The sequence below is a fragment of the Corynebacterium sp. genome, assembly GCF_030152825.1.
In the GTDB taxonomy this organism is placed as follows: domain Bacteria; phylum Actinomycetota; class Actinomycetes; order Mycobacteriales; family Mycobacteriaceae; genus Corynebacterium.
The window spans coordinates 1-13,030 of record NZ_JASLIP010000013.1 but is presented as its reverse complement, the minus strand read 5'-3'; the positions used below and the strand labels follow the sequence as shown (position 1 = coordinate 13,030).

At 66.1% G+C, this 13,030-nt stretch carries 12 protein-coding genes; 2 read left to right on the top strand and 10 right to left on the bottom strand.

What is annotated here, in order from left to right:
* Window positions 1–62 precede the first annotated feature (62 nt).
* Window positions 63–1,037: a hypothetical protein gene (locus tag Q1V78_RS02230; protein WP_300611160.1), complete on the bottom strand. Its 975-nt coding sequence runs from the start codon at window positions 1,035–1,037 to the stop codon at window positions 63–65.
* 90 nt (window positions 1,038–1,127) lie between these two features.
* Between Q1V78_RS02230 and Q1V78_RS02225 the strand changes: the two genes are divergently transcribed.
* On the top strand, window positions 1,128–2,774 hold the full coding sequence (locus Q1V78_RS02225) for a peptide chain release factor 3 (RefSeq protein WP_300611158.1): 1,647 nt from the start codon (window positions 1,128–1,130) through the stop codon (window positions 2,772–2,774).
* Window positions 2,775–2,886: 112 nt separating this feature from the next.
* Here the strand turns inward: Q1V78_RS02225 and Q1V78_RS02220 are convergent, their stop codons facing one another.
* Together Q1V78_RS02220 and ppk2 are read right to left on the bottom strand one after the other, a co-directional pair.
* Window positions 2,887–3,552, bottom strand: a complete 666-nt coding sequence (locus Q1V78_RS02220) for a hypothetical protein (RefSeq protein WP_300611156.1) — start codon at window positions 3,550–3,552, stop codon at window positions 2,887–2,889.
* Between the two features lie 49 nt (window positions 3,553–3,601).
* A complete protein-coding gene (ppk2, locus tag Q1V78_RS02215; protein WP_300611154.1) occupies window positions 3,602–4,477 on the bottom strand; it encodes a polyphosphate kinase 2 in 876 nt (291 codons plus the stop codon).
* Window positions 4,478–4,788: 311 nt separating this feature from the next.
* Here ppk2 and Q1V78_RS02210 point away from each other — a divergent pair, with 311 nt between their 5' ends.
* The gene (locus tag Q1V78_RS02210; protein ID WP_300611152.1) at window positions 4,789–5,475 is read left to right on the top strand and encodes a TetR/AcrR family transcriptional regulator; all 687 of its coding nucleotides are present in this window, start codon (window positions 4,789–4,791) and stop codon (window positions 5,473–5,475) included.
* Between the two features lie 6 nt (window positions 5,476–5,481).
* Here Q1V78_RS02210 and Q1V78_RS02205 read toward each other — a convergent pair whose 3' ends face one another.
* The 7 genes from Q1V78_RS02205 to Q1V78_RS02175 all read right to left on the bottom strand — a co-directional run.
* Window positions 5,482–6,567 carry an enoyl-CoA hydratase/isomerase family protein gene (locus Q1V78_RS02205; protein WP_300611150.1) on the bottom strand — a complete coding sequence of 362 codons (1,086 nt, stop codon included), beginning with the start codon at window positions 6,565–6,567 and terminating at the stop codon, window positions 5,482–5,484.
* 85 nt (window positions 6,568–6,652) lie between these two features.
* Window positions 6,653–6,976: a putative quinol monooxygenase gene (locus Q1V78_RS02200; protein WP_300611148.1), complete on the bottom strand. Its 324-nt coding sequence runs from the start codon at window positions 6,974–6,976 to the stop codon at window positions 6,653–6,655.
* Window positions 6,977–7,035: 59 nt separating this feature from the next.
* On the bottom strand, window positions 7,036–8,880 hold the full coding sequence (locus Q1V78_RS02195; RefSeq protein WP_300611146.1) for an ABC-F family ATP-binding cassette domain-containing protein: 1,845 nt from the start codon (window positions 8,878–8,880) through the stop codon (window positions 7,036–7,038).
* Between the two features lie 56 nt (window positions 8,881–8,936).
* Complete coding sequence (locus Q1V78_RS02190; RefSeq protein WP_300611145.1) at window positions 8,937–9,989, bottom strand: 4-(cytidine 5'-diphospho)-2-C-methyl-D-erythritol kinase; 1,053 nt, start codon at window positions 9,987–9,989, stop codon at window positions 8,937–8,939.
* Window positions 9,986–10,954, bottom strand: a complete 969-nt coding sequence (rsmA, locus tag Q1V78_RS02185; RefSeq protein ID WP_300611143.1) for a 16S rRNA (adenine(1518)-N(6)/adenine(1519)-N(6))-dimethyltransferase RsmA — start codon at window positions 10,952–10,954, stop codon at window positions 9,986–9,988. Before rsmA ends, Q1V78_RS02190 begins: the two co-directional genes overlap by 4 nt.
* Window positions 10,955–11,047: 93 nt before the next feature.
* Window positions 11,048–12,208, bottom strand: coding sequence for a resuscitation-promoting factor (locus tag Q1V78_RS02180; RefSeq protein ID WP_300611141.1), 1,161 nt, complete (start codon window positions 12,206–12,208; stop codon window positions 11,048–11,050).
* Window positions 12,209–12,473: 265 nt separating this feature from the next.
* Window positions 12,474–13,030 (bottom strand): TatD family hydrolase (locus Q1V78_RS02175; RefSeq protein ID WP_300611138.1); only part of this gene is annotated, 557 nt, incomplete at its 5' end.

Here is a 13,030-nt window from a genome sequence, read left to right as displayed (position 1 = left end):
TGCCCCCTTTTTCTAGCTGCCGGGCCCTCGACCCTGGCTGTACCGGCCGATCCCTCGGCGCGCTAGGAGCGCTGCTTTTCCGCCGCCTTCTGGCGCAGCCTCACCAGCGTTAGCGCAGGCCAGAGGATGTCCACAGCGGCCACGACGGCGACGCACACCCAACCTGCGCCCCGTAGGATGCCCAGCATATCCGCCTGATCGGAGAGCGCTGGAACGACCGGTGTGATCACGCCCACGTTCACCACGATGAGGGCGATGAGCGTCAACAACGCGATCCCCCGCTGCAGCCTCGCCATGCACACAATGAGCTCCGGGCCGCGGCGCTGACCGCGAGCCGAAGGGTTGTAAAAGCTCAGCCAGTAGGAAGCGACGAAGGCCACCAGGGCCAGCAGCGCCGCGCAGAACGGGGTGCGGTAGACCTGCCACAGTTCCCGGCCGCTGTGCACGTCGGTGTTCCACCACACCGCCACACCGGCGGCGACCACCACACCGTAAGCGAGGATGAACAACCAGCCCGCGGACTTCGGGTACACCAGCTGGTCGAAGGAGCGGGGCACGGTGCCGGGCTGCTGTTGATAGTGGGCGTACTGCTTGCGGGCGGACTCGGAGGCCGATTCCGCGTCCGCGAAATCCGCATTCTCATCGCCGATCTCCCACCACCGCGAAAGCCTGCGCTCCTGCCGGATGGCTCGGCGCCCCTTTGCCCAGAACCACAAGCCCGCGCAGATCTGGAGCACGGGCAGCACCACGCAACCCCACACCACCAGGCGGTGCGCCCCCTGTGCCAGCGCGATCAGCACCGCGATGGCGAACAGCAGCAGCACCCACGTGTTGGCCTTCTTGAAATCGGACTTCGCCGCCAAGACAACAGGGTTCAGGCGCTTAATCCGGGGGATGCGCACCCCCAGCATCCGGTCCTCCGAGGAGAGCACCAGCATGGAGCGCAGGGTCGCCCAGATCAGGATCATCAGCACGATCCCGAGTACTGCGGGCACGACCGTATCAATCGCGACGTACTGGGGGTCAGTGCTGGACATGGTGTGAAAGTTTAGCCCACTGGCCCCACCTCCTGCCCAGCGGCTGGAGGGATTCGGGCTGGGGCTTGTGGGGCGCTACCCTGGGTACTCATGAACGCCCACGCTGCTGCTGAAGCCACCCGACGCCGTACCTTCGCCGTCATCGCCCACCCGGACGCCGGTAAATCCACCCTCACCGAGGCGCTGGCGCTGCACGCCCACGTCATCCAGGAGGCCGGCGCGGTGCACGGCAAGGCGGGGCGCAAGTCCACCGTCTCCGACTGGATGGAGATGGAGAAGGACCGCGGCATCTCGATCGGTTCCTCGGCACTGCAGTTCGACTACGCACCGGAGGGGCACGAGGGCGAGCCATACGTCATCAACCTGGTGGACACCCCGGGCCACGCGGACTTCTCGGAGGACACCTACCGCGTGCTCTCCGCCGTGGATGCCGCGGTGATGCTCGTCGACGGCGGTAAGGGTCTTGAGCCGCAGACGTTGAAGCTCTTCCGGGTGTGTAAGGCCCGTGGGCTGCCCATCGTCACGGTGATTAACAAGTGGGACCGGGTGGGCCGGGACGCCCTGGACCTGGTGGAGGAGATCGTCAGCGAGATCGACCTGCAGCCGACCCCGCTGTTCTGGCCCGTCGGCGAGGCCGGGGATTTCCGGGGACTCGCCCGTATCAACGAAGACGGCAACGCGGAGGAGTACATCCACTTCACCCGCACCGCCGGCGGTTCGACTATCGCCCCGGAGAAGCACTACACCCCGGATGAAGCCGCTGAGCGCGAGGGGGATGTCTGGGAGACCGCCGTCGAGGAGGCCGAGCTGCTGGCAGCCGACGGCGCACTGCACGATCAGGAGCTCTTCCTGCAGTGCGTGACCTCGCCGGTGATCTTCGCCTCCGCGATGCTGAACTTCGGCGTGCACCAAATCCTGGACACCCTGTGCGCACTGGCTCCCTCCCCCGCCGGCCGGGCATCCGACGAGAAGGCGCTGGCTGCCCAGTCCGGTGCCTCCGCTGCGGTGCAGGAGTTCCGCGATACCGGGGATGATTTCTCCGGCGTGGTGTTCAAGGTGCAGGCCGGCATGGACGCCCACCACCGCGACCGCCTGGCGTTCATGCGGATCATTTCCGGCGAGTTCGAGCGCGGCATGCAGGTCACCCACGCCCAGTCGGGCCGCAGCTTCTCCTCCAAGCACGCGTTGACGATGTTCGGCCGGACCCGCGAGACGGTGGAGACCGCATATCCGGGCGACATCATCGGCCTGGTCAACGCGGGCGCGCTGGCGCCGGGCGACACGATCTATACCGGCAAGAAGGTGCAGTTCCCGCCGATGCCGCAGTTCGCCCCGGAGCACTTCCAAACGCTGCGCGCGAAGTCCCTGGGCAAGTACAAGCAGTTCCGCAAGGCGCTGGAGCAGCTGGAGTCCGAAGGCGTTGTTCAGATCTTGCGCAACGACCTGCGCGGCGACGCCGCCCCGGTGATGGCTGCGGTCGGTCCGATGCAGTTCGAGGTGATGCAGGGGCGCATGGCTGCGGAGTATAACGTGGAGACCGTCACCGAGCCGGTGCCGTATTCGGTGGCCCGCCGCACCGACGAGGCCTCCGCCCCGCAGTTGGGACGCCAGCGCGGCGTGGAGATCTTCACCCGCGGCGACGGCGAGCTCATCGCCTTGTTCGGCGATAAGTGGAAGCTGGCCTTCATCGAAAAGGAATTCCCGGATCTGACCCTGGAGACGCTGGTCGCGGACTAGCCATCCCGCCCTGGTGGGCATGGCGCGGCATCGAGACCGCCGCGCAGCCGGAACCACGAACGGCCCCGCTGCTTTCAAGCAGCGGGGCCGTTGACGTCCTCAAGGAAGAAATCTAGAGCAGCAACGAGGCGCCGAAGAGGATGAGAACCGCCGCGACCAGGTAGCCGGCGGCCTTAGCCATCGCGGCTTTGCGCTCCCGCATGGCTACCATCGCCGAGCCGAACACACCGTTCGGGTAAGCACGCACGAGGCCCACGAACACGGCGCTCACCGCGGGAAGACTGAGCGCCAAGCTGGCGTAGAAAATCAGCCCAACGTAGCGCAACAACGCGGAATAGTCCCCGGCCGAAAGATAGGCCAGGCCGGTGAAGAAGGGCGCCGAGGTCGCGGATTGGATCACGCCGAGCAGGAAGCCCAGGCCGAAAGTCGCGGCGGACGGGGTGGTCAGCGGCCCCACCATCCGGTTGAGCAGCTGGGACTGCTCGGCCCCCGGCTTGCTCCGCAGCGTGAGCACGAGGGTGAGCACACCGATAGCGATGAGGACGATCGCGAAGACCGGGGAGTCCAGCGCACGGGTCACCGCGTCGCCGAGCCCGTCGAAGGCCAGCATGGTCACCACGGAGAGGACAAGCACACCGAGCCAGTCCCCGCCCACCACGAGCGTGGCGATGCGCCGGTAAGGCGCGGCGGGTGGCAGCATCACGCCGAGGGCGACGATGACTCCGATGAGCAGCGCGTTGAGCGAATCAACCAGCGCGAAGGAAACGGCATGCAGCATGACGCCCTAGGCTACTAGCACGACGTCCCCACTACCCCATCGGCGGGATCTAGGACTTTTTGGAGTCCTTGCCCTTGGACTCCTCGTCGACCTCGAGCTTGGCGGCGTAATCCGGCACGTAGCGGAACTCCTCGCGCGGCGGGCGCTGGTAGTTGGACTCGGAAACCGGGCGCTCCGGGATCCCCGGCAGCTCGCGCTCGATGCGGTGATAAGGGATGGAATCCAGCAGGTGAGCAATGACGTTCACGCGGGAGCGCTTCTTGTCCTCGCTCTCCACCGTGTACCACGGGGCGGAGGGGATATCCGTGTGAACGAACATGGCGTCCTTGGCGCGGGAGTAATCCTCCCAGCGGGTGATGGACTGCAGGTCCATCGGGGAGAGCTTCCAGCGGCGCAGCGGATCCTCGAGACGGGAGGTGAAGCGTGCGTACTGCTCCTCGTCGGAGACGGAGAACCAGTACTTGCGCAGGATAATGCCGTCCTCAACGAGCAGGCGCTCGAAGATCGGGGCCTGGTGCAGGAAGCGGCGGTACTCATCGGTCGTGCAGAAGCCCATGACGCGCTCCACACCGGCGCGGTTGTACCAGGAGCGGTCGAAGATCACGATCTCGCCGGCGGTCGGCAGCTTCTCGACGTAGCGCTGGAAGTACCACTGGCCCTTCTCGCGCTCGGTCGGCGCCGGCAGCGCCTCGACGCGGCAGGAGCGCGGGTTGAGGTACTGGGTGATGCGCTTGATGGCCGATCCCTTACCTGCGGCGTCGCGCCCCTCCATGATGATGACGACGCGGGCGCCGGCCTCGACAACCCACTGCTGCATCTCGACGAGCTCAGCCTGCAGGCGCTTGAGCTCCTTTTCATAAGCCTTCTTCTTCAGCTTCTTCGGGTGGGGATTGTGCGGACCCTGAAAGGCGATGGCATTGTTCATAGCTAATAGAATACTGGGAACAAGGTGGCAACGCGCATCCGCAGGAGCCTGCGGGCCGTGATTTTGAACACCCTCTGTTGCGACGCCTGCCGATCGGATAGCCGACCGTCGCACTCACCGCCCCGGCACCCCCTCGAACCCCATCACAGAGGGGCAGCCGATGAATATTTTCCTATTCCATAGCACAGCTACATATTCAGCTATAATTGATGAACAGAATTTCACGTAGTTTTGTGCCAAATTGGGAATAATCCCCATTAAGATTGCCCCGCACGTGAAGGGCAAAGAGATAGTCATTTAGGTGGTTCGAGTTGAGCAAAACCCAGAACAACTCACGCACTCCCCTCGCCGGAGGCTCGGAGGACCAGCGCCCGTTGGTCATCGAGGGCGCTGCGAAGAAGCTACGTACCCTGCGGGACCGGAAGAAGGCCGATACCCGTGATTCGCTCGCCCGCGCGGCGGCCGAGCTCATGCTCGAGGAGGGGTCCGACGGCGCCAGCATCCGGGCGATCACCCGGCGCGCCCGGGTCTCCTCCCGCACCTTCCACAACTACTTCCCCAACCGCGACGCAGCGTTCCTGCACTTCATCGAGACCTACGTCCGCCAGATCGCCGAGAAGATCGACCGGACCGAACCGGGGCTGGCCCCGGTGCAGCTGCTGCGCCAGATCACCCACGAGATCATGACCTCGGGCGAGAACCCGCTGCCCGCGATCAACCTCGCATCCTCCCTCGGTGAGCACATGACGGTGCAGATGGACCGCGAGGGCACGGGCGTGCTGCTCGAGATTTTCGGCAGCCTCACCCACGCGGTACACCGCTACTGCGATGGCGCGCTCAGCCTCGTGGAGATCCACCTGCTGATCAACGCCGTGACCGCAATGGTCAACGCGGCCACCGAGATCGCCAATAACCCTGGCTACGCCGGTGAAGAGGCGCTCGAGGACATCCTCGACACCGGCTTCGACCGCCTGGAGCGTGGTTTCGGCACCAACTAAGCCGGGTTAGGACTCCAGCATCTCCCGCCACACGGCTGGGTTTACGTCGACGGCAGCTGCGGGTTCGAAGTGGGGCGACTGATCCTTATCCACCAGTACTGCCCGGATACCCTCCGGGAAGTTGGGCTCGCGTCGCAGAGCAGCGCCCACCGCGAACTCGTTGCGCAGCGCGGTGGCCAGGTCCGTATGGCGAGCGTGTCGCATGATCTCGGTGATCGCCACCAGGCTCGTCGGGTTGGCGATCTTCACCGCCTCGCGAACATCCGCGAGGAACTTCTCCCCCGCCTCGTCCGGGGCGCTGGCTGCAGCGAGCGCCTGTTCGATCTCCCGCCAGGACTCCCCACCGAAGATTTCGCTGATCAGCTGCGCATTCGCGACCACCGTAGATGGCTCACCCGCCACGCTGTCGGCGAGCGCCGTGGCCGGTTCCTGAGCGTCCTCCCGCAGCGCGCGGGCCAGCCCCTTCGCCCCCACCGCATCGCCAAAGGCCTGCGGATCGGGCGCGAAGTGCGTTGCCAGCCCCGTGGCCAGCAGGTCGGCACTATTCATCCGCCACCCGGTGGTTCCGAGGAACACGGCCAGCGCCCCAGCCTCCGGGAGCTGCTCCGCGTAGCCCTCCGGGGGCGTGAGGTTGTTCAGGCGGTGGGTCATGCCGACGTCCGGAACAAAAGCGATGGCCGCCTCCGGCATCGCCGCCAGCACCTTGGGCCCGACGACGCGGTGGGAGCCGTGGGCGGAGATTCCGAACCCACCTCCCATCACCACTCCCTGCCAGACGGCGACGATGGGCTTCGGGTAGGTGGCCAGGCGACGATTCAGCCCGTACTCCTTCTCGAAGAACTGGTCACCGGACTGGTGGAAACCGGCGGCGTCGTCCTCAGCTACGGAACGGACGTCGCCCCCGGCGCAGAACGCCCGCTCGCTGCTGGAACGGATGAGGATCTGCTCGACGGCGGCGTCGTCCAACCAACCATCCACGGCCTCTCGGATCCCCGTGATCATCTCCTGGTTGAGGGAGTTCAGCGCCTTCGGACGGTCGAGTTCGATAATTCCCGTCCGGCCTTCAACCACTGTGGAAATAAACTGCGTCACGATACCCACCCTTAACTGATCGTTTCTTCGCTAGATATACCTGTGACGACGGGCCGGGGTTCCCGGCGCGCCGCCACAGAAATTGTTAGTCGACCTGGAACTCCGCCATGCGGTCCCACTCGGTCTTCCCCGGGATCAGCGTGTTGATGATCTGCGGGGTCTCCTTGAGGATCTTCGGGAAGAGCTCCGTGGCCTTCTTGAAGTGCTCGGAGTTCACGTGTGCCTCCGCAGCGTCGTCCTCGAAAGCCTCGATGAGGATGTACTCGCTCGGGTCGTCCGTGTTGCGGAACCAGTCGAACCACAGGCAGCCCGGCTCCTTACGGGTAGCCTCGGTGAATTCCGTGACGTGCTCGCGGAAGTTCTCGACGTACTCGTCCAGTGGCTTGTATCGAACATTAATCAGAATCATGACCCTATGCTAGCCACGGGCCATCGGACTATGCCATCTTTTTTATTCTCGCGACCTGACTAGGCGTTTTCACGGCGCTCCGCGGCCTCCAGCCACTCCATTTCGAGCTCCTCGTGCTCGCCGTTGGCAGCCTGCAGCGCCTCGTTGAGCTCGGCGAGTTTCTCGTGGTCCATGGCCTCGGCAGCCGCTGCCATCTCCTCCTCGAGCCCCGCGATCTTCTCGGCCAGCTTCGCCATCTTCCGCTCCGCGGCGTTCATCTGCTTACGCAGCTCGCGGTCCTCCTGCGCGCTCAGGCCGCTTGTTTCCTTCTTTTCTGTTTTCTCGACGTCACCACCCTGGCCTCCCAGGTTCATGGAGTTTTCGTCCGTGCCTAAAGCCTTGGCCTGCTCGGCGCGCAGCGTAAGGTACTGCTCGATCCCGCCGGGAAGATTTGTCAGCTCCCCATCGCCGAGGAGCGCCCAGGTGGAATCGCAGAGCCTTTCGATGAGGTAGCGGTCGTGAGAAATGACCACGAGGGTGCCGGCCCAGTTATCCAGCAGCGTCTCCAGCTCCTGGAGGGTGTCGATGTCCAGGTCGTTGGTGGGCTCGTCGAGCAGCAGCACGTTGGGTTCGCTCATGAGCACGCGGGTGAGCTGCAGGCGGCGGCGCTCGCCACCGGAGAGGTTCTTGACCGGGGTGCGCTGCCGCTTCGGGCTGAAGCCCAGCCGCTCGGCCAGCTGGGAGGCGGAGATCTCCTTATCCCCGATCGTCACGTAGCTGGCCACGTCCGTGACGGTGTCCAGCAGGCGGCGCTCCGGATCCAGGTCGTCGAGCTCCTGGCGGAGCCAACCGATGCGCACGGTCTTGCCCTCGATGCGCTTGCCTGAGTCCAGCGGGTAATCGCCCGCCAGGGTGCGCAGCAGGGTGGTCTTGCCGGAGCCGTTGACACCCACCAGACCAATGCGCTCGCCGGGCCCCAGACGCCACGTGAGGTGTTCGATGAGGCGCCGGCCGTCCGGCGTGCTGATGCTGGCGTCCTCCAGGTCGATGACCTTCTTGCCCTGGCGGCGGGCGGCGAAGCTCATCAGCTCCACGCTGTCACGCAGCGGCGGGACGTCCGCGATGATGGCCTCGGCGGCCTCGATGCGATAGCGCGGCTTGGAGGTGCGGGCGGGTGCCCCGCGGCGCAGCCAGGCGAGCTCGCGGCGGGCGAGATTCTGGCGGCGCTGTTCGGCGGCGTTGGCCTGACGGGTGCGCTCGGCGCGGGCGAACGTCCAGTCGTTGTAGCCGCCCTCGTAAACGTCCACCTTCCCGTCGTGGACCTCCCAGGTGTAGGTAGCGACGGTGTCGAGGAACCAGCGGTCGTGGGTGACGACGAGCAGCGCAGTGTTGCGGGACAGAATGTGCTCGGCCAGCCACTGCACGCCCTCGACGTCGAGGTGGTTGGTCGGCTCGTCGAGGATGAGCAGGTCGAGGTCCTGGACGAGTGCGGCAGCCAGGCCGGTGCGACGGCGCTCACCACCGGAGAGCTGCGAGACCGGGGTGTCGAGCCCGAGCTCCACGATGCCCAAGCCATGCAGCACGCGGCGCACCTTCGGCTGGGAGGCCCACTCGTAGGTCTCCATTCCCAGCGGGTCGAGGACAGCCTGCCCCACCGTCAGATCCTTCTTCTCCGGATCGGTGAGGCACTCCCGGAGGACGTCCTGGGTGACCATCGCCAGGCGCAGGTCGTTGTTGTGGGATACCCGCCCCGCGTCGGCGGGGACCTGCTTGGAGATCACCTTCAGGAGGGTGGACTTGCCGCCACCGTTGAGGCCCACGACGCCGATGCGGTCGCCCTCGTTAACTCCGAGGCTGACCTTGTCCAACAGGGTTTTCAGGCCATAGGACTTCTCGACGTTTTCCAGGTTGATGAGGTTCACCACGGTGGGTTTTCGCTCTCCTTTAATTTCTTTTGTGCTGTTTTCTTGTGTTTTCCAGGCTAGCTACGTACCACACGCGCCCCCGGCGCGGGCGAACTAGTCACGACGGTGGCGCTCGCCTTCCCCGCCACGGACACAGCGGTGGCAACCTCCACGGCGCTGGCCTCGTCCTCGCACAGCATGGCGATGGATGGCCCGGAGCCGGAGACGATGGCAGCGAGCGCGCCCGCCTCCTTGGCTACCGCCAGCGTTAGCCGCAGGCTGGGCAGCAGGCTAATCGCGGGCGCCTGCAGGTCGTTGACCAGCAGCGGGGCGAGCTGGTGGGGGTCGCCGGTGACCAGCGCGCGCATCAGCTCCTCGGTCCCCTGGGCGCGGACGTCCGGCCGGTTGCCGGTGCGCGCGGCCTCCCGCTGGCGGTCCAGCTGCGCGAAGACCTCCGGGGTGGACAGCCCGCGCTTATCGGTGGCAATCGCCCAGTGGTACGGCCCCTGGGACATGATGCTGATCAGCTCGTCTCCTCGGGCAGTGCCGAGCGCGGTGCCGCCGAGCACGCCGAAGGGCACGTCGGCGCCAAGGGTGCCGGCGAGTGCCAGCAGCTCCGCCTGGCTGGGCGCCACAGCCTTGCGCGGGGTGGGGTATGGCAGTGGCTGGCGGCCGAAGTAGAACTCCACGGCGGCGACGAGGGCGGCGGCGGCGTCCGCGGAGCCACCGGCCATCCCGCCGGCCACGGGCACATTCTTGTCGATGTGGATGCTCACCGACGGCGCGCGGGTCGCCGGGTCCGCGGCCGGGCCCTCCAGCATGCCGGCGCGCTCGCACCACAGGTCGCGGACGATCTCGACGGCGCGCCAGGCGAGGTTGCTGGGGTCGCGCGGCACCAGGTGGGCATCCGGGCCGGAAACGGTGAGCTCGGGTTCCTCGCCGCGGGGCACGGCCGTGAGGGTCACGGTCTCTTTAAGGCTCACGGACTGGAAGATGGTTTCCAGCTCGTGGTAGCCGTCCGGCCGGACGTCGCCGACCCCCAAGTGAAGGTTGATCTTGCCGTGCGCAGTGGCAGCCACGCTGATGCGCGGCGTGCCTTGCTGCTCGTCACCGGTTCGCGGAGTACTCACTGCCCCTCCTGACTGGCGAGACTGGCCAGGGCAAGCGTCACGAATTCCTCGGCGCCGAGCTTCTCCCCACGCTGCTTCGGGTCGATGCCCGCTGCACGCAGGACCTCCTCGGCCTGCTGGCCGCCGCCGAAGTGTCCGGAGAGAGCGGCGCGCAGGGTCTTGCGCCGCTGCAGGAAGGCCGCGTCGGCCAGGGCGAAGGTCTCCCGGCGCACGACTTCCTCTGCGAATCCCGAGGCGGCGACCGCCTCGGCCCACGGGGCGGCCGGCTTGTCCCCCACACCCCAGCGGTCGATGCGCACCAACCCGGAGTCCACCTTCGGGGCGGGCCAGAAGACGTTCTTGCCGATCGTCGCGGCGCGGAAGGTATCGCCGTGGTAGCGGGCCTTCACGCTGGGCACGCCGTAGATCTTGCTGCCCGGCTTGGCGGCCAGCCGGTCCGCGACCTCCAGCTGCACCATCACGAGCACCCGACTGATCGTGGGGAACTGCTCCAGCAGGTGCAACAGGACCGGGACGGAGACGTTATAGGGCAGGTTCGCCACCAGTGCGGTGGGTTCCGTCAGCCCCTGCTCAGCCCAGTCGGTGGCGGTGATCTGGAGGGCATCGCGGAGGATGAGGTGGAGTTTGTCGGCGACCGGAGCGGCCTGCTCGGCGACGGTGCGTGGCAGACGTCCTGCCAACAGCGGGTCGATCTCGACGGCGGTGACCTCCCCCACCGCGCCCAGCAGCGCCAGCGTCAGCGAGCCCAGCCCGGGACCGACCTCGATCACGTGATCCTGCGGGCCGACATCCGCGGCGTGCAGGATCTTACGAACCGTGTTGGGGTCGTGGACGAAGTTCTGGCCGAGCTTCTTGGTGGGGTTGACCCCCAGCTCCTCGGCGAGCTGGCGGATCTCGACCGGCCCGAGCAGCGATACTCCCCCGTCTAGCGCCGGGGCATCCTGGGCACGCACGTCATCATTCACGCCTTCGAATATAAACGACCGGCAGCGTAGCGGGCGAAAATGCTTCCCCGCTACGGCTGCCGGTCAGTGCTTGTGTTCTGCGAACGCTGGGCTTTAGCGCAGGCCCATCTTCGCGGTGCAGGCAGGCCATGCACCCCAGCCCTGCGCGGCCTGGACCTTCTCGGCCACGGCGATCTGCTGCTCGCGGGTGGCCATGTGGGCTTCCGGAGCGTACTCGGTGCCGCCGAATGCCGCCCAGGTGGACGGGGTGAACTGCAGGCCGCCGGAGAAGCCGTTGCCGGTGTTGATGGACCAGTCACCGGTTGCCTCACACTGCGCGAGCTCGTCCCACACGGAGCCGTTCGCGACAGCCGGGGCGTCAGGGCCAGCCGGCTTCTTCGGCTTGGTGCCGACCTTGACCACTGCCTCAACCGGGGCCTCGAGCTCCTCGCGCTCCAGAACCTTGCGGTCGGTGACTTTGCCGTTGTGGCGGGTGACCAGCAGCTTTACGCGCTCCTTGCCGTCCTTGCCCTCCTTGACGACCTTCCGCTCGCCCTCTGGCAGGTTTGCATCCTCGATCTCGCGCTCCGGAGCGCTCACGGCGCGCTCGAAGGTGTGATCCTTCTTGGAGACGCGGACGACGTCGATGTGCATGCCCTCGCGCAGCGGGGTGTCTGCGGACGGGGTGACGATGTCATCCTTGCCCAGCGGGGTGCCACGCAGCTCGAAGATGTCGCCGACGGTGCGGGCCGGCATCTTCATGCGACCCTGCTTGCCGCCGTCGTTGAGGGTGAAGTACTTGGAGGTGGTGACGTCCAGATCCATGCCCTCAGCCGGGATCTTGGTGTTCATACCGGCCGAGAGGGAGCCGGTGGCGATCTCGTCGTACTTGCCGACCTGGCGCAGCATCTCCTCGACGGTGACGGAGGTGGTGTCGACATTCTCGCGCTTGCCGTCGATGATCAGGGCGACCTGCTTGGAGGAGCGCACCTTGATGGTGTCGTTGTTGGAGACAGACTCGGACGGCGCCGGGCTGACCAGGTCCTTGGGGTTGACCTCGACGCCGTTCTTCTCCAGGATGTCGCCGACGTTGCCAGTGACGGAGCTGGCCTCGACGATTTCGCCGTTGACGTCCAGCGTGATGTTCTTGTGCGCCGCAGCAGCGACGCCACCGCCGACAACCAGGGTCGCCAGCATGCCGCCGGTGGCCAGGCGCAGTGGCGTGGAGTTGGTGTTGTTAATGCGGTGCAAGCTGGACTTCTTCTTAGGAGACACTCGAAACCTCTCGTTATTCCCGTGATCGCTGCGACCCCTGGCGGGGCTGAACTTTTATCACAATACGATAACGATGAAATTAAATCCAGAAGAATCCCGAGACGTGGGCAAAATCACCCTCAGGTGGGGAACACGCACTGTAACAGCAATAACAGCTCGTCACATATGCAACGGCAGCCCGCTTGCGCACCAGGACGAAAGGCGCTGGATGCGCCTGCGATCCCCCTCCGGGTCGCACAGAAAGATAACGAGGGTTGCCTCGCCCTTAGCCCTCAAGCCCAAAGATGCGGTTGGCATTCGCCCATGCAAGTTCCGCGAACTCGGCCGGCGACTGGCCACGCGCCTCCGCGAGGACTCGGGCTGTATATCCCACAAACCCGGGCTCGTTGCGCGCCCCCCGGAAAGGCTCGGGGGTCATATAGGGCGCATCCGTTTCCACGAGGATCTGCTCGGCCGGGGCCAGGCGCGCTGCCTCTCGCAGTTCGTCATTGCGCTTGAAGGTCGCGTTGCCGGCGAAGGAGAGCACGTAGCCGCGGTCGATGGCCTCGCGTGCCACCTCCAGCGGGGAGGAAAAGCAGTGCAGGATGACGTCGGCGGGTTGCGGGGCATCCGCGAGAATGCGCATCAGGTCTTCGTCGGCTTCGCGGTTGTGGATCATCAACGGCTTGCCCGAGTTGACCGCGAGGTCGATGTGCCAGCGCAGGGCGGCTTCCTGCACTTCGAGGGAAGGCGTGGACTCGTCGTGCCTGATCCAGTACCCGTCCAGGCCGGTCTCCCCGATCGCAACACAACGGTCGTTGGCGGCCATGTCGGTGAGCCGGG

Excerpts from the sequence above, each read along its gene's own strand:
- Q1V78_RS02230 (WP_300611160.1), bottom strand. The coding sequence starts at position 1,037 with ATGTCCAGCACTGACCCCCAGTACGTCGCGATTGATACGGTCGTGCCC.
- Q1V78_RS02225 (WP_300611158.1), top strand. The coding sequence starts at position 1,128 with ATGAACGCCCACGCTGCTGCTGAAGCCACCCGACGCCGTACCTTCGCC.
- Q1V78_RS02220 (WP_300611156.1), bottom strand. The coding sequence starts at position 3,552 with ATGCTGCATGCCGTTTCCTTCGCGCTGGTTGATTCGCTCAACGCGCTG.
- ppk2 (WP_300611154.1), bottom strand. The coding sequence starts at position 4,477 with ATGAACAATGCCATCGCCTTTCAGGGTCCGCACAATCCCCACCCGAAG.
- Q1V78_RS02200 (WP_300611148.1), bottom strand. The coding sequence starts at position 6,976 with ATGATTCTGATTAATGTTCGATACAAGCCACTGGACGAGTACGTCGAG.